The 14,540-nt window shown below is 60.2% G+C and carries 16 protein-coding genes; 10 read left to right on the top strand and 6 right to left on the bottom strand.

From position 1 onward, the window contains the following. Nucleotides 1-76: 76 nt before the first annotated feature. The gene (gene ppnN, locus ACM6IK_RS11825; protein ID WP_414874460.1) at nucleotides 77-1,450 is read right to left on the bottom strand and encodes a nucleotide 5'-monophosphate nucleosidase PpnN; all 1,374 of its coding nucleotides are present in this window, start codon (nucleotides 1,448-1,450) and stop codon (nucleotides 77-79) included. 234 nt (nucleotides 1,451-1,684) lie between these two features. Between ppnN and ACM6IK_RS11820 the strand changes: the two genes are divergently transcribed. Together ACM6IK_RS11820 and ACM6IK_RS11815 are read left to right on the top strand one after the other, a co-directional pair. Next, nucleotides 1,685-2,212: a DUF3087 domain-containing protein gene (locus ACM6IK_RS11820; RefSeq protein WP_414874459.1), complete on the top strand. Its 528-nt coding sequence runs from the start codon at nucleotides 1,685-1,687 to the stop codon at nucleotides 2,210-2,212. 84 nt (nucleotides 2,213-2,296) lie between these two features. After that, entirely contained in the window at nucleotides 2,297-3,841 is a 1,545-nt protein-coding gene (locus tag ACM6IK_RS11815; RefSeq protein ID WP_414874458.1) for a diguanylate cyclase, read from the top strand. Between the two features lie 78 nt (nucleotides 3,842-3,919). Here ACM6IK_RS11815 and ACM6IK_RS11810 read toward each other — a convergent pair whose 3' ends face one another. From ACM6IK_RS11810 to ACM6IK_RS11800, 3 genes are all read right to left on the bottom strand, one after another. Next, entirely contained in the window at nucleotides 3,920-4,282 is a 363-nt protein-coding gene (locus tag ACM6IK_RS11810) for a DUF2784 domain-containing protein (RefSeq protein ID WP_414874457.1), read from the bottom strand. A gap of 60 nt (nucleotides 4,283-4,342) precedes the next feature. Further along, on the bottom strand, nucleotides 4,343-5,218 hold the full coding sequence (gene dapA, locus ACM6IK_RS11805) for a 4-hydroxy-tetrahydrodipicolinate synthase (protein ID WP_414874456.1): 876 nt from the start codon (nucleotides 5,216-5,218) through the stop codon (nucleotides 4,343-4,345). A gap of 285 nt (nucleotides 5,219-5,503) precedes the next feature. Further along, the gene (locus ACM6IK_RS11800; RefSeq protein WP_414874455.1) at nucleotides 5,504-6,439 is read right to left on the bottom strand and encodes a diguanylate cyclase domain-containing protein; all 936 of its coding nucleotides are present in this window, start codon (nucleotides 6,437-6,439) and stop codon (nucleotides 5,504-5,506) included. Between the two features lie 168 nt (nucleotides 6,440-6,607). On the opposite strand from ACM6IK_RS11800, the gene ACM6IK_RS11795 reads away from it, so the two are divergent. The 3 genes from ACM6IK_RS11795 (at nucleotide 6,608) to ACM6IK_RS11785 (ending at nucleotide 7,829) form a co-directional block, all read left to right on the top strand. Continuing rightward, the gene (locus ACM6IK_RS11795; RefSeq protein ID WP_414874454.1) at nucleotides 6,608-7,306 is read left to right on the top strand and encodes an AzlC family ABC transporter permease; all 699 of its coding nucleotides are present in this window, start codon (nucleotides 6,608-6,610) and stop codon (nucleotides 7,304-7,306) included. Further along, the gene (locus ACM6IK_RS11790; RefSeq protein WP_177413237.1) at nucleotides 7,306-7,617 is read left to right on the top strand and encodes an AzlD domain-containing protein; all 312 of its coding nucleotides are present in this window, start codon (nucleotides 7,306-7,308) and stop codon (nucleotides 7,615-7,617) included. Before ACM6IK_RS11795 ends, ACM6IK_RS11790 begins: the two co-directional genes overlap by 1 nt. A 65-nt stretch (nucleotides 7,618-7,682) precedes the next feature. Next, on the top strand, nucleotides 7,683-7,829 hold the full coding sequence (locus ACM6IK_RS11785) for a hypothetical protein (RefSeq protein ID WP_167362858.1): 147 nt from the start codon (nucleotides 7,683-7,685) through the stop codon (nucleotides 7,827-7,829). A gap of 203 nt (nucleotides 7,830-8,032) precedes the next feature. Here ACM6IK_RS11785 and ACM6IK_RS11780 read toward each other — a convergent pair whose 3' ends face one another. After that, nucleotides 8,033-8,713, bottom strand: a complete 681-nt coding sequence (locus ACM6IK_RS11780; RefSeq protein WP_414874453.1) for an SOS response-associated peptidase family protein — start codon at nucleotides 8,711-8,713, stop codon at nucleotides 8,033-8,035. Nucleotides 8,714-8,910: 197 nt separating this feature from the next. Between ACM6IK_RS11780 and ACM6IK_RS11775 the strand changes: the two genes are divergently transcribed. Beyond that, complete coding sequence (locus ACM6IK_RS11775; RefSeq protein ID WP_414874452.1) at nucleotides 8,911-9,810, top strand: polysaccharide deacetylase family protein; 900 nt, start codon at nucleotides 8,911-8,913, stop codon at nucleotides 9,808-9,810. A 92-nt stretch (nucleotides 9,811-9,902) separates the two neighbouring features. Here ACM6IK_RS11775 and ACM6IK_RS11770 read toward each other — a convergent pair whose 3' ends face one another. Further along, complete coding sequence (locus ACM6IK_RS11770) at nucleotides 9,903-10,787, bottom strand: LysR family transcriptional regulator (RefSeq protein ID WP_223530672.1); 885 nt, start codon at nucleotides 10,785-10,787, stop codon at nucleotides 9,903-9,905. Nucleotides 10,788-10,914: 127 nt separating this feature from the next. Here ACM6IK_RS11770 and ACM6IK_RS11765 point away from each other — a divergent pair, with 127 nt between their 5' ends. The 4 genes from ACM6IK_RS11765 to ACM6IK_RS11750 all read left to right on the top strand — a co-directional run bounded on the left by ACM6IK_RS11765 (nucleotide 10,915) and on the right by ACM6IK_RS11750 (nucleotide 14,481). Next, complete coding sequence (locus ACM6IK_RS11765) at nucleotides 10,915-12,054, top strand: muconate cycloisomerase family protein (RefSeq protein ID WP_414874451.1); 1,140 nt, start codon at nucleotides 10,915-10,917, stop codon at nucleotides 12,052-12,054. A 10-nt stretch (nucleotides 12,055-12,064) separates the two neighbouring features. Beyond that, nucleotides 12,065-12,355: a muconolactone Delta-isomerase gene (catC, locus tag ACM6IK_RS11760; protein WP_414874450.1), complete on the top strand. Its 291-nt coding sequence runs from the start codon at nucleotides 12,065-12,067 to the stop codon at nucleotides 12,353-12,355. A gap of 52 nt (nucleotides 12,356-12,407) precedes the next feature. Continuing rightward, on the top strand, nucleotides 12,408-13,337 hold the full coding sequence (catA, locus tag ACM6IK_RS11755) for a catechol 1,2-dioxygenase (protein ID WP_414874449.1): 930 nt from the start codon (nucleotides 12,408-12,410) through the stop codon (nucleotides 13,335-13,337). A gap of 184 nt (nucleotides 13,338-13,521) precedes the next feature. After that, nucleotides 13,522-14,481 carry an AraC family transcriptional regulator gene (locus ACM6IK_RS11750; RefSeq protein WP_414874448.1) on the top strand — a complete coding sequence of 320 codons (960 nt, stop codon included), beginning with the start codon at nucleotides 13,522-13,524 and terminating at the stop codon, nucleotides 14,479-14,481. Nucleotides 14,482-14,540 lie beyond the last annotated feature (59 nt).

Raw genomic sequence — 14,540 nt, 5'->3', positions numbered from 1 at the left:
CAGAGTGCCACGAACCGCAGCGTTCGCTGCGGTTCGCGACGGTAAAGCTCACATCGGTGTCGTTACACCGAAAGGGCTACGCCACCACCCGATAACACGGCACATACGCCGCCCCACCCGGCAGTTTCATGCGGTGCTGGGCGACGAAGGCTTTGAGCAGCAGGTCCAGCGGGTGCATGATCGCCGCGTCGCCACGGATCTGGTACGGCCCGTGCTCTTCGATCAGGCGGATGCCCTTGTCCTTGACGTTGCCGGCGACGATGCCGGAGAACGCGCGGCGCAGGTTGGCCGCCAGTTCGTGGGACGGCAGGTCGAGGCTCAGCTTCAGGTTGGCCATGTTTTCGTGGGTCGGGTCGAACGGGCGCTGGAAGCCTTCGTCGATTTTCAACAGCCAGTTGAAGTGAAACGCATCGTTGCGCTCGCGACGGAACTGCTTGACCGCTTTGAGGCCCTGGGTCATCTGGCGCGCCACTTCGGCCGGGTCATCGATGATGATCTGGTAGTGCTGCTTGGCGGCGTCGCCCAGGGTGGCACCGACGAACGCGTCCAGTTGTTCCAGGTACGGCGCGGCATGTTTCGGCCCGGTGAGGATGACCGGGAAAGGCAGGCCTGCATTGTCCGGGTGCATCAGGATGCCCAGCAGGTACAGGAACTCTTCGGCCGTCCCGGCGCCGCCCGGGAAGATGATGATGCCGTGGCCGACGCGGACGAAGGCTTCCAGGCGTTTTTCGATGTCCGGCAGGATCACCAGTTCGTTGACGATCGGGTTCGGCGCTTCGGCGGCGATGATTCCGGGTTCGGTAAGGCCCAGGTAGCGGCCGCCGTGGATGCGCTGTTTGGCGTGGGCGATGGTCGCGCCTTTCATCGGGCCTTTCATCACGCCGGGGCCGCACCCGGTGCAGACATCCAGGCTACGCAGGCCCAGTTCGTGGCCGACTTTCTTGGTGTATTTGTATTCTTCGGTGTTGATCGAGTGCCCGCCCCAGCACACCACGATCTTCGGCTCGACGCCGGGACGCAGGGTGCGGGCGTTGCGCAACAGGTGGAACACGTAGTCGCTGATGCCCTGGGAGCTGCTCAGGTCGATGCGTTGGCTGTCGAGTTCGTTTTCGGTGTAGACGATGTCACGCAGGGCGCTGAACAGCATTTCCCGGGTGCTGGCGATCATTTCGCCGTCAACGAAGGCGTCGGCCGGAGCGTTCAGCAGTTCCAGGCGTACGCCGCGGTCCTGCTGGTGAATGCGGATCTCAAAATCTTTATAGGCTTCAAGAATGGTCTTGGCGTTGTCGACATGGGCGCCAGTGTTGAGGATGGCCAGGGCGCACTGGCGGAAGATGTTGTAGGTACTGCCGGAACCGGCTTCGCTCAATTGCTGGACTTCCCGTTGCGAGAGCGTTTCCAGGCTGCCTTTGGGGCTGACGGAGGCGTCGATAACTTGGCGTTGGGTCATTCAATGATCCTTAAAACGATGTCATTCACACAGCAACCACGAATGGCATCCGAATAATGTGTATTCATGAAAGAAGATGGCACGAACTGCATGGTCTCGCCATGTCCCCCGCTTGACGATGAAAAGATGAAAAGTAGCCCCAGCATAGCTAAATCCTTCGCAGAGGCGATAATGTCCCGCTGTCTTTTTGCCTCAGACCCCTTTTTACCATTGAAGCTCAGGAAACCCGACGCAATGTTCGAAATCCAGCCGATGAACGCCGACACCTACCGGCAACAGACGCGGCGCAGCACGGTCATCATTGCCCTGATCTTTCTGGCGCTGGCGATGATTCTATCCACGGCGGCGGTGGCTCTGTTCGGCACGCCGGGGGGCGACAATCTGCGCTTCAACGTCGGTGGCGTGTTTGTGGCCGTGCTGGCGATGGCGGCGCTGATGCACAAAGTGTTCTGGCGCCAGGCATGGATGGCGCCGGCGGTCTACAGTTGGCAGCTCAAGCGCAGCCTGATGAGCATCACCAATGTCATGCATCATGTAACGGCGGCCGGTGAGCGCGGTGATCCGGTTGCCATGAAGCTGTTGCGTTTCTACCATCTGGGGTTGAACCAGATGCATCAGCTCGATGGTAATTCAAGCGACCATGACCAGTTGATTCGCGAAATGGATCAGCACAAGGAACGGATGCAAGCGCTGGGCATCGATATCGGGCAGACGCGCCTGGATCCGGCGTGGCTGGAGGCGGTAAAGCAGGGGACGCGCTAACATCATTGCGAGCCTGTAGCAGGCATAGTGAGCAAAAGCGGCGATCAGGAAGAGTCGCCCTGTCAGAGACAATCAGGGAGCACCATGCGACATCCGTCGATCAACGATCCTATTGAAATGCTCCGGCCAGCCGTGCCCCGACTCAAACTCCGTTCGGCGGTGATCCTGCTGGCGGCGGTGTGCCTGTCGATGATGGCGATCGTGATCTGGGAGGTCTGGAGTTCGCGCCAGTACCTGCTGCATGACAAGGAAGTGGCGATGTCCAACCTTGCACAGACACTGGCCTCGCAAGCGCAGGCAACGATCAAGCAGGCCGACACGCTGCTGTTCACCCTGGTCGATCGGCTGGAGCACGAAGGTGTGGATCAATCCCGGCTGCCACAACTGCTCAACGTCCAGCGCCGCGAGTTGAGCCAGCTCCACGGCCTGTTCGTTTACGACGAAAAAGGGCAGTGGATCGCCAACTCCAATGGCGCCGGCCAGACCGGCGTCAACAATTCCGACCGCGAATACTTCATCTTCCATCGCGATAATCCCGGCCGTGGGCCGCACATCGGGCCGTCGATCAAGAGCCGTTCAACCGGTGAATGGATCATGACGGTTTCGCGCCGGGTCAATCATCCCGATGGCAGCTTTGCCGGCGTGGCGCTGGCGACGATTTACCTCAGCCATTTCCTGCAACTCTACGACAGCATCGACCTGGGCAGTAATGGCGTGATCAACCTGATCGCCGACAATGCCAGCATTGTCATCCGCAGACCCTTCAAGGAGACGGATATCGGCTCCAGCCTCGCCAAGAGCCCATTGTTCACTCAGTTGTTGCCCAAGGGCGACACGGGTACGGCCACGATCAGGTCGATTGTCGATGGTGTCGAGCGGGTGATAGGGTACCGCCGGGTCGAGGGCTATCCGCTGATCGTGTTTACCGCGCTGAACAAGGATGAAGTGCTTGCCAGCTGGCGCAAGGAAACGCTGCTCAGCGTCTGCATCGTCACGCTGTTGCTGAGTTTTCTCGGGGTACTGGGGTTGCGGCTTATCAAACTGATGAAGCAACAGAATCTGGTGCAGGTCGAGTTGCTGGACACCCAGGACAAGCTCCTGGAGGTCAATCGCAACCTCGAGGGCCTGGCCCTCAAGGACGCGCTGACGGGGCTGGCCAACCGGCGCCAGCTCGACGCTTTCATCGATGCCGAAATGGGGCGCGCCCGACGCAGCCAGGCCGAGTTGGCGCTGTTGATGATCGACGTCGATCATTTCAAACCGTTCAACGACCGCTACGGCCACCTGGCCGGTGATGAGTGTTTGCGCAAGGTCAGCGCGATCATCACGGACAACATCAAGCGCCCCGGTGACCTGGCCGCCCGTTATGGTGGCGAAGAGTTCGCCGTGGTGCTGCCTGGCTCCGACTACGTGGGGGCATTTCTGGTGGCGGAGAAAATCCGCCGCGCGGTGCTACAGGCCGACATTGCTCATAGTGACAGCCCGGAAGGTACCGTGACCGTCAGCGTCGGCGTGTGTGCCAGCAATGCCGATTCCCAGCTCCGCCCCGAAGACCTGATCGGTGCGGCAGACAAGGCGCTGTACGTGGCCAAGGCCAGTGGGCGGAACATGAGTGTGATTGCCAACTGAGCGTCGGGCGTCAGGCAAACCGTCCCGTTCCCTGAACCAGCCACGCGCCCAGGGCGCGACCGTCTGGCTGTTGAAGATTCAGGCGGCCCATTGCCGGATCACTCGAAGATAAACCAGCACGTTGATCACCAACACCACGGCGCCCAATCCCAGCTGAATACCGGGTGTCAGCCCCGCCGGGTAAATCACCGGCCAAATGTAATGCTCGATGAATCCACCGCCATAGCCAGATTGCCCGGCCCCATGACGCATGTGGTTTTCCCAGTCGGTCAGCGGGCAGGGCAAGTGGAAGAATTCCACCGCCATACCCCACAACGCAGCGGGCGGATGCCACCAGATCAGGTGGCGCCATTTGAGTACCAGCAACCCGCCGAATAACACAAACACAATGAACAGCAAGTGAAACAGCATCAGCCCGTCGGCGGCGATTCGGTACAGCATGTCGGTGCCCCTGAAGGCTGAACGAATCGGTCCATGGTACTCGGGCCGGTGACGGGCGCTCTATCGATTGTCGCGGCCCAATGCGCTGAGCACGCCTTTCAAACGCTCGGTCATCGAGTCACTGCTGCGTTGCATCGGTGCGCGCAGTTCGTCACCGATCAAGCCTTGCAGGGCCAGCGCGGTTTTCACCGGGGCCGGGTTGGGCTCCAGGAACAGACTGTTGATCAGCGCCAGCAACCGGAAAAACGTGGCGCGGCCGTCCGCCAATTGGTTGTCGCGGATCTGCCGGTGCAATTGCACGAACAGTTCGGGATGGACATGCGCCGACGCGGCAATCGCGCCTTTGGCGCCCAGGCACAGGGCGTTGAAGATCTGGTTGTCTTCGCCGCACAGCACGTCGACCTGGCCGCTGTTGAGCAAGGCGAGGGTGTTCGAAAAGTTACCGCCGCAATCCTTGATGGCGACGATCCGCTCATGGGTGACGATGTTGAGCAGGGTCGCCTGTTCGAAGGCCACGCCGGTCCGGTAAGGGATGTCGTAGAGAATCAGCGGAACGCTGGAGGCATCGGCGACCGTGCGGAAAAACGCTTCGAGGCCGGCCTGGGACGGGCGGATGTAATACGGCGCCGGCACCAGCAGGCCAGCCACCGGGCGCTTGAGGATCTCGCTCTGGAACTGCAACAACTCGGTCAGATTATTCCCGGCCAGGCCCATGACCACCCGCTGCGCCGGCACCAGCTCCAGCACCGCATCGAGCACCGCCAGTTGCTCCTGTTTGCCCATTGCCGCCGGTTCGCCGGTGGTGCCGCAAACGATGAGGCCGTCGACGCCTTTTTCCAGCAGATGGCTGACCAGCCGGCGCAAGCCGACGAAATCGATGGCACCGTTGTGGAACGGTGTGACCAGTGGAACCCAGATACCTTGAAACGCAGACATGCACTTTCTCCTGATGGTTGACCGATTTCGTCACCGTCAGGGGCATGGAAGGAGAGTAAGCAAGGGGAGGGTGGTCCGTCGCGCTCAATGTCCTGTCAGCTCATCTGACGGGACAGCGCGCCCCGGTCACATGAGCGACTGTTTCTTCGATTTGAGGGCGTGCGCAACGCAACCTTGCGCCTTGGCAATCAAGCCAATGACGGAAGTGTTGAGGTTGAAGGTTGCGGACATACTTGTTTACACCCTGAGTGAGGCGCCCAGTTTTAAAACCCGGAGCGCCGTTTGTCAATCACGAAAATCAGCGAACTCGGCGCGCATCCGGCCATTGTGCTTGGCCTTGTAGAGCAACAGATCGATCTGTTCGACGAACTCCAGCGCCGTCGCATGCACTGAAACGCCGGTGGTGCCGACACCGAGGCTGACGCTCAGCAGGTTCGACACCCCGGAGAATTCATGGGGAATCTGCTGCTGGCGAATCAGGTGCAGGCATTTGTGCGCCACCAGCCGGGCGGATTCGGCATCGGTTTCCGGGAGTAGCCAGACGAATTCTTCACCACCGATCCGCGCGATGAAATCCCGTGGCCGATTGGCCGCCAGCGCCAGGGTTTGCGCGACGCGGCGCAGGCATTCATCGCCCTTGATGTGGCCGTAATGGTCGTTGTACTGCTTGAAGTAATCGATATCCAGCACGATCACCGACAATGGCAAACCGGTGCGCTGGGCGTGGTTCCACTCGCGCTCCAGCACGGTGTCGAACATGCGCCGGTTGGCGATGCCGGTGAGGCCGTCCTGGAAGGAATACTCTTCGAGCTGTTTTTGCAGGCGGATCAGGTGTTCTTCGGTTTTCTTGCGCTCGCTGATGTCGAACATGAAACCCACCAGCGCCTCGACTTCGCCGTTCGTGCGCACCACGTGCACCACATCACGGATCCACACGTACCCGCCGCTTTCGGTGAGTGCGCGATAGTCGGCTTCGTGATCGATACCGGCGCGCGATTGCGAGACGCAGAAGTCCATTACGTAGTTGCGATCATCCGGGTGCATGCGCTCGACCCAGTCATTGACCGAAAGCCAGCTGTCCTGTTTCCAGCCGAGCAATTGCTCGATCTGCGGCCCGATGTAGCTGAAGGTCATGGTTTTCCAGTCGATGCGCCAGGGAATCGCCCGGGTCGACTCAAGCAGGGTTTTATAAACGTCGCTGTCGGTTTCGACTGAACTCATGAAGGGCCCGCCTCGATGAAAATGCAGCGCCATCATGTTGTTACCACTTTAGCGAATCAAGCGGGTAGCCGATGAATGGCACGTTGTCGTATGAGTGAGCAAGATTGTTCAAGCCTTCGGCCGCGACAGCTGGCAAAGTCTGGGGTCTTTCCCTGTCTGTAGAGCGTTATGTCCAACTCAATCATGCCGCGCAGTGCCTTTTTGCGCGGCGCTGCGGCGATCATGCCGTTGTCCCTGGCCACCGCGCCCTGGGGCTTGCTGGCCGGTTCCATGGCTATCGAAGCCAACCTCACGCCTCTGCAAGGCCAGGGTTTGTCGAGCATTGTGTTTGCCGGCGCCGCACAACTGGTGGCCATTGGCATGCTCAAGGGGGGAGCCGGGATTTTTTCGATCTTGCTCACCACGTTGCTGCTCACCTCCCAGCATCTGCTCTACGGGATGAGCATGCGCTCGGTGATTTCGCCATTGCCGGGGCGCTGGCGTGCAGGGCTGGGGTTCTTGCTCACCGATGAACTGTTCGCCTTGACCAGCCGGCACGACAAACAGCAGTTCAACCGCTGGTACGCCCTGGGCGTGGGCCTGACGTTCTACATCGCCTGGAACCTGTTCACCCTGGCGGGGATTGTGCTCGGCAGCAGCATTCCGGGCCTGGAACACCTGGGCCTGGACTTCTCCATCGCGGCCACCTTCATTGCCCTGATCACCCCGGTGGTCCGCAACGTGCCGACGGTGGTGTGCGTGGCGGTGTCGCTGTTCTGCTCTGTGTTGTCCAGTTACTGGCAATGGGGCTCGGCGCTGGTACTGTCAGGGCTGGCGGGCATGACCGCCGGGTTTGTCTGCAATAAATTCTACGGTGGACGCACATGATGGTCTGGGCAGTGATTGTCGGGATGGGCGTGTTGGTGTTCCTCAACCGCTATGTTTTTCTGGAACCGCGGCTGCCGGTGCGCTTGAGCAGCAACGCCCGGCAATTCCTCGGATTTGCCGTGCCGGGCATGTTGACTGCGATCTGTGGGCCGATTGTGTTCATGCCGGAAAAACAGCTGAACCTGCACTGGGACAATCCCTATCTGATCAGCTCACTGGTGGCGGTCGCTCTGGTGCTTTACACGCGCAATACGTTGCTCAGCATGCTGTTGAGCATGGGCTTCTTCTTTTTGTTGCGCTGGTGGTTTTGAGCGGGGCAAGGGAACTGATCTAAACTTGAAATTGATGACCGATCCCTTCAGGAAGCGAGGTGAACATGGCCAATGAACCCAAGCAACCGGACCCGGAAGAAGACGAGGACGAACCCACGGAAGAAGAGATTGAACAGCAGAAGCGTTCGGTACCGGACTGGAAGCATCCTGACGACGGTAAGGAGCTGTCAGAGCCTGACCGCAAGTTCTGACCGGCGCGCGAATACGACAAAGCCCCTCGCAATGACGCAATGCTGATTCTCTGTAGGAGCGAGCTTGCTCGCGATGGACTCAAGAGCGCCGCGTTTAGCCAGTAAATACGCGTTATCGTTAACGACCATCGCGAGCAAGCTCGCTCCTACAAAAAAGAATCAGCATTACGCCATTGAGTGGGGCTTTGTCGTTATTGACAGGTTCATGGGATTTCTTTGATGAGCGCGGCGCCTTGGTTCCTGACATTGCCAACGGCCTTGTCGACCTTGTACCACTCGAATACGTTACTGACCTCGCCCTGGGATAAGGCCATTTCCTCGGCTCGTTCCTTGGGCGTGGCCGGGTCCAGCCATTCCCGCGCCAGTTCGGGAGAGAACACCACCGGTCGCCGGTCATGCACATCGAGCATGCCACCGGCGCTGTCGGCCGTCAGGATGACGAAACCGTCGTGCTCCCTGTGAGGGGCCCCGCCGATGGGGTACTGGCCGATCGCCGCACAGAAAGCCGGCGCCCGGTTCCGTCGTCGGATCAACCACGGTTGTTTGTTACCGTCACCGGCGTCGACCCATTCGAACCAGTTATCAATCGGGCAGATCGCGCGATGCGGCCAGATCGCCCGGAAGTACGGACCGTGGGCGACTTTTTCGACCCGGGCATTGACCGGCTCCGTGCGATCCGTCGCCCAGTGCGGTCGCCAACCCCAGCGCACCAGGTCGGCGTGAAGCCGCTCATTCTCCAGATGCAGCAGGGCGAGTGGCGTGGTGGGTGCGGCGTTGTAGTGCGCCAGGGGTTCGTTACCGACGCGGTTGATCAGCGCGTCGGGGATGCTCAGCACCGCCACGAAGTCGTGGATTCCGCGGTATTGCGACAGTCGTCCGCACATGGCCTGACACTCTGGTTGAGCATTTTTTTCAGTTTAGTTGGTGGCGACGAAACGGGCTTGGCAAGCACTGGAACCAAACTCTGTGTACCTTATCCAACCTCGGCCCGCCGTCTCGATGCGGGCCAACGACGGATGAACGGGCGAAGGATTGCTGCCAGTTGAAGTATCGACCGTGATGGTCTGGCCCAAGGCAAAAGATGAAACAGTTGTTCAAGTGTTTAACGGTGTGCGCCTTGGCAGTGGGTCTGCTGGGGTGCATCGCAGCACCGATCGAAATGACTGCGCAGACCGAGCAGCGTTTGCACGAGCAACCCCCCATCCGCTTTCTGCTGACCTTCGATGACGGTCCCAGTGCATCGAGCTGGTGGAATCCGACCGTGACGGTGCTCGAGAGCCTGGCGCAAAACCCGCTGCAACCGGGCATCAAAGCCGTGTTCTTCGTGCAAACCCGCGCACCGCGGGCTGGCGGCAGCGAGCTGGGCCGGGACATCATGCGCCGCGAACACGCCGAAGGGCATATCCTGGGCTTCCACACCGCCACGCCCTGGCACACCAATCATCGCTCGCTGGAACCGCAAGAGCTGGAACAGGCCCTGACCGATGGCAGCGCTGACATCGCGGCGATCACCGGCGCTCCCCCAATCTTGCTGCGCCCGCCATTCTGGAACTACGACAAACGCACCTTCGCCGCTTATCAGCGACATGGCCTGCATGTACTGTTGACGGACTTGAGCGCCAATGACGGCAAGATCTGGGGCTTCAACGCCAGCCCCCGGCGCCGGTCGCATATGCTGCGTTCGATGTCCGAAGTCCGCGAACGCATTGCCCGCGGCGAACTGCCGGTGGTCGATGGGGTGATTCCGGTGGTGGTGACCTTCCACGACCTCAACCGTTATACCGCCCGGCATACCCGCGAATACCTGCAGATTCTGCTCGACAGCGCCCGGGAGACCGGGGTGAAAACCGCGGACAAGCCGTTTTACGAGGATCAGGCCGCGTTGTTGCGGGCAGCCATGGCGCGAACCGTGCACGACGATTCGCAGCCGGTCGAGTTGCCGGGGTTCTGGAACTGGATCTGGAACAGCAATTCCCGGTAGGAGCTGCCGCAGGCTGCGATCTTTTGATCTTGCTTTTGAAAATCAAAATCAAAAGATCGCAGCCTGCGGCAGCTCCTAAAGGTAATCACCGTTTAATCTTGTGGCAATAGCTCATCAATCATCCGCAAACAATGGTTCAACCCCGGCGACACATCGCCCACCCGTCGGCTGAGAATGATCGGCGAGGTCGCGTTGTCTTCCAGCAATGGCGTGAAACCGATGTCGTCGCGGTGCAGCAACTGTACCGAGGCCGGCACCAGCGTGACCCCGATGCCTGCCCCCACCAGACCGATCGCCGTTTGCAGCTCGTTGGTCCATTGCGCGACGTGGATGCGCACGCCATAGGACTCGAACAGCGCAATCACATGGTCGGCGTAACTCGGTCGCGGATTGCCGGGGTACAGCACAAAGGGTTCCTTGGCCAGCTCCCGCAGGCTGATGGGGCCGGCGAGCAACGGATGCCCGGCGGGCAGGGCGGCGACCAGGCGATCTTCGGTGAGCACAGTCTGGACGATGGCCGGGTCGTCGATGCGGATCCGGCCGAAACCGATGTCGATGCGCCCGGCCTTGAGCGCCTGCACCTGTTGCAACGTGGTCATTTCCGACAGCCCCAGTTCCAGCTCCAGCGGCTCGCCACTGCGTAACCGCCGGATCAGTTCCGGCAGCACGCCGTACAGCGTCGACGGGGCAAAGCCGATCCCCAGCCAGGTTTTCTCACCCAACCCGATACGCCGGGTGTTGTCGCAGACCTTGTTCAGCTGTTCGAGCAGGGCGGTGGAGTGTTCATGGAAAAACCGCCCGGCGTCGGTCAGCTTCAGCGGTCGGCCGCGCTCCAGCAGCATCACCCCCAGTTCGTCCTCCAGTTGCTGGATCTGCCGGCTCAGGGGTGGTTGGGCGATGTGCAACAGCTCTGCGGCGCGGGTGAAGTTGAGGGTTTGAGCCAGTACCTGGAAATAACGCAGGTGACGCAGTTCCATGGAGCCTCCAGATGCGGATCAGTTGCATACCTTTAAGGTATCAAGTCAGACCAATTCTATATTGGCATCGCGAAAAAAGCCGTACGAGAATCGATTCCAGAACTTCAAGAACCTGACGGGTATCGAAATGCTTGCAACCGCCATTGAGTCGATCGAGACGATCATCGTCGATCTGCCGACCATCCGCCCGCACAAGCTGGCGATGCACACCATGCAGAACCAGACCCTGGTGATCATTCGTGTGCGTTGCGCCGACGGCATCGAAGGCATCGGCGAATCCACCACCATCGGTGGCCTGGCCTACGGCAATGAAAGCCCGGACAGCATCAAGACCAACATCGACACGCACTTCGCACCGTTGTTGATCGGCCAGGACAGCGGCAACATCAATGCCGCCATGTTGCGCCTGGAGCGCAGCATCCGTGGCAACACCTTCGCCAAATCCGGTATCGAAACTGCGCTGCTCGACGCCCAGGGCAAACGCCTCGGCCTGCCGGTCAGCGAGTTGCTCGGCGGCCGGGTGCGTGACGCGCTGCCCGTGGCCTGGACCCTGGCCAGCGGCGACACCGCAAAAGACATCGCCGAAGCGGAAAAAATGCTCGACCTGCGTCGCCACCGCATTTTCAAATTGAAGATCGGTGCCGGTGAGGTCAATCGCGACCTGGCCCACGTCATCGCCATCAAAAAAGCCCTGGGTGACCGCGCCAGTGTTCGGGTCGACGTCAATCAGGCGTGGGACGAAGCCGTGGCAATACGTGCCTGCCGAATCCTCGGTACCAACGGCATCGACCTGATTGAACAACCGATCTCGCGCAACAACCGCGCCGGCATGGCCCGCCTCAACGCCATGAGCCCGGCGCCGATCATGGCCGACGAATCCATCGAATGCGTGGAAGATGCGTTCAACCTGGCCCGCGAAGGTGCGGCCTCGGTGTTCGCCCTGAAAATCGCCAAGAACGGTGGCCCACGCGCTGTATTGCGTACTGCCGCCATCGCCGAAGCAGCGGGCATCGCCCTGTACGGCGGCACCATGCTTGAAGGTGGCTTGGGCACCATGGCGTCGGCCCATGCCTTCGTCACGCTGAACAAACTGGCGTGGGACACCGAGCTGTTCGGCCCGTTGCTGCTGACCGAAGACATTCTCAGCGAACCGCTGGTGTATCGCGATTTTGAACTGCACGTACCGAAAACACCGGGTCTGGGCCTGAGCCTGGATGAAGAGCGCCTGGCGTTCTTGCGCCGCGACAAGACCATTCATCAAGCCTGAGGAGAGCATTATGCTGTTCCACGTAAAAATGACCGTGAACCTGCCGGTCGACATGAACCCGCAGGCAGCCGCCAGCCTCAAGGCTGACGAAAAAGCCCTGGCCCAGCGCCTGCAGGAGCAGGGCAAGTGGCGCCACCTGTGGCGCATCGCCGGGCACTACGCCAACTACAGCGTGTTCGATGTCGACAGCGTTCAGGAACTGCATGACCTGCTGATGCAATTGCCACTGTTTCCGTACATGGCCATCGAGATCGACGCGATGTGCCGTCATCCTTCTTCCATCCATGACGATGACCGCTGAGCCGAGCCTGTTCAGCGCGCTACGCTAATAATTACAAGATGAGGAACCCAGAATGAACGTCAAGATTTCCCACACTGCCGAAGTCCAGAAATTTCTCGAAGAAGCCAGCGGCCTGCTCAACGACGCCGGCAATCCACGGACCAAGGCGCTGGTGTACCGCATCCTGCGTGATTCGGTGAACATCATCGAAGACCTGGCCGTGACCCCGGAAGAATTCTGGAAAGCCGTCAACTACCTCAACGTGCTGGGTGCGCGCCAGGAGGCCGGGCTGCTGGTGGCCGGTGTCGGTCTGGAGCATTACCTCGACCTGTTGATGGATGCCGAAGACGAACAGGCCGGCAAGTCCGGCGGCACCCCGCGCACCATCGAAGGCCCGTTGTACGTGGCCGGTGCGCCGCTGTCGCAAGGCGAAGCGCGTCTCGACGATGGCGTCGATCCGGGCGTGACCCTGTTCATGCAAGGCCGCGTGTTCAACACCGCTGGCGAACCCCTGGCTGGCGCCGTGGTCGACGTCTGGCACGCCAATACCGGTGGCACCTACTCGTACTTCGATACCACGCAGTCGGAATTCAACCTGCGTCGCCGCATCGTGACCGATGCCGAAGGCCGCTATCGTTTGCGTAGCATCGTGCCGTCGGGTTATGGCTGCCCACCGGACGGTCCGACCCAGCAACTGCTCGATCAACTGGGCCGTCATGGCCAGCGCCCGGCGCACATTCACTTCTTCATTTCCGCGCCGGATCATCGCCACCTGACCACCCAGATCAACCTTGATGGTGATCAGTACCTGCACGACGATTTTGCCTACGCCACCCGTGACGAGCTGATCGCCAAAATCACCTTCAGCGATGATCAGCAGCGCGCGGCGGCCCATGGTGTGAGCGGGCGCTTTGCCGAAATCGAGTTCGATTTCACCCTGCAGTCGTCGGCACAGCCTGAAGAGCAACAGCGCCACGAGCGGGTTCGCGCACTCGAGGACTGATAGCACAACCCTGTGGGATCACCACACTGTAGGAGCGAGCCTGCTCGCGATGGACTTGAAAACGCCGCGTTTAGCCAGAAAGTACGCGTTATCGTTGACGACCATCGCGAGCTGGCTCGCTCCTACAGTGGGTTCGGTTCTAGAATGAACTGAAGTAACTCATAACAACAATCAGAGTGACCCGATGATGCAAGCGCAACTGTTGAGTCAGCGCAGCAGAGTATTCGACCATGCCGACCCTTATGCGGTGTCGGGCTACGTCAATCAGCACGTCGGCAATCACTGCATTCTCATGCCCCGCGCCGGCAGTCCGCTGGCCAGCCTTGATCATCGCAAATTCGCCAGCCTCGACCTGTGCCGCATCAGCTACGGTGCCAGTGTGCGGGTGACGTCCGGTGCGCTGGACAGCATTTATCACCTGCAAGTGCTGCTGCGCGGCAATTGCCTGTGGCGCGGCCACGGCCAGGAACATTACTTCGCTCCTGGCGAACTGCTGTTGATCAATCCCGACGATCCGGTGGACCTGACGTACTCCGCCGATTGCGAAAAATTCATCCTCAAAGTCCCGACCCGCTTGTTTGAATCGGTCTGCGATGAGCAGCGTTGGCGCTATCCGGGGCAGGGTGTGCGGTTTCTGGAAAACCGTTATCAGCTCAATGAACTGGAAGGTTTCGTCAACCTGTTGGCGATGATCTGCCAGGAGGCCGAATCCACCGAGCAGATCCCCAGGGTGCAGGAGCATTACACGCAGATCATCGTCAGCAAGATGCTCAGCCTGATGAAAACCAATGTCTGTCGCCTCGAACTGGGCTCGCAGACGGCCACGTTCGAAGCGATTGCCGACTATATCGCGAGCAATCTCAAGCGGGACATCGACAGCGAGGAACTGGCGCGCCAGGCGCACATGAGCTTGCGTTCGTTGTACGGACTGTTCGAACGCAATGCCGGCCTTACGCCGAAAAACTACCTGCGCCAGAAACGCCTGGAACGCATCAACGCCTGCCTGAGCGACCCGACCTGCAACGTGCGCAACATCACGGAAGTGGCCATGGACTATGGCTTCCTGCACCTGGGCCGGTTCTCCGACAGCTACCGCAAGCAGTTCGGCGAGTTGCCGTCCGATACCCTCAAACGCCGCCATTGATGCCTTCAGGTTTGATGTCGTCTGGTCTGGCCCCATCGCGAGCAAGCTCGCTCCCACAT

This window comes from Pseudomonas sp. IT-196MI5 (assembly GCF_949767415.1).
In the GTDB taxonomy this organism is placed as follows: Bacteria; Pseudomonadota; Gammaproteobacteria; order Pseudomonadales; family Pseudomonadaceae; genus Aquipseudomonas.
This window is presented reverse-complemented; position numbering and strand designations above follow the sequence as displayed.

Bases quoted from the DNA above. Each gene is read 5' to 3' on its own strand.
- ACM6IK_RS11820 (WP_414874459.1), top strand. From the start codon at position 1,685: ATGTTCGAAATCCAGCCGATGAACGCCGACACCTACCGGCAACAGACG.
- ACM6IK_RS11815 (WP_414874458.1), top strand. From the start codon at position 2,297: ATGCGACATCCGTCGATCAACGATCCTATTGAAATGCTCCGGCCAGCC.
- ACM6IK_RS11810 (WP_414874457.1), bottom strand. From the start codon at position 4,282: ATGCTGTACCGAATCGCCGCCGACGGGCTGATGCTGTTTCACTTGCTG.
- dapA (WP_414874456.1), bottom strand. From the start codon at position 5,218: ATGTCTGCGTTTCAAGGTATCTGGGTTCCACTGGTCACACCGTTCCAC.
- ACM6IK_RS11795 (WP_414874454.1), top strand. From the start codon at position 6,608: ATGTCCAACTCAATCATGCCGCGCAGTGCCTTTTTGCGCGGCGCTGCG.
- ACM6IK_RS11785 (WP_167362858.1), top strand. From the start codon at position 7,683: ATGGCCAATGAACCCAAGCAACCGGACCCGGAAGAAGACGAGGACGAA.
- ACM6IK_RS11800 (WP_414874455.1), bottom strand. From the start codon at position 6,439: ATGAGTTCAGTCGAAACCGACAGCGACGTTTATAAAACCCTGCTTGAG.
- ppnN (WP_414874460.1), bottom strand. From the start codon at position 1,450: ATGACCCAACGCCAAGTTATCGACGCCTCCGTCAGCCCCAAAGGCAGC.
- ACM6IK_RS11775 (WP_414874452.1), top strand. From the start codon at position 8,911: ATGAAACAGTTGTTCAAGTGTTTAACGGTGTGCGCCTTGGCAGTGGGT.
- ACM6IK_RS11765 (WP_414874451.1), top strand. From the start codon at position 10,915: ATGCTTGCAACCGCCATTGAGTCGATCGAGACGATCATCGTCGATCTG.
- ACM6IK_RS11750 (WP_414874448.1), top strand. From the start codon at position 13,522: ATGATGCAAGCGCAACTGTTGAGTCAGCGCAGCAGAGTATTCGACCAT.
- catC (WP_414874450.1), top strand. From the start codon at position 12,065: ATGCTGTTCCACGTAAAAATGACCGTGAACCTGCCGGTCGACATGAAC.
- ACM6IK_RS11780 (WP_414874453.1), bottom strand. From the start codon at position 8,713: ATGTGCGGACGACTGTCGCAATACCGCGGAATCCACGACTTCGTGGCG.
- catA (WP_414874449.1), top strand. From the start codon at position 12,408: ATGAACGTCAAGATTTCCCACACTGCCGAAGTCCAGAAATTTCTCGAA.
- ACM6IK_RS11770 (WP_223530672.1), bottom strand. From the start codon at position 10,787: ATGGAACTGCGTCACCTGCGTTATTTCCAGGTACTGGCTCAAACCCTC.
- ACM6IK_RS11790 (WP_177413237.1), top strand. From the start codon at position 7,306: ATGGTCTGGGCAGTGATTGTCGGGATGGGCGTGTTGGTGTTCCTCAAC.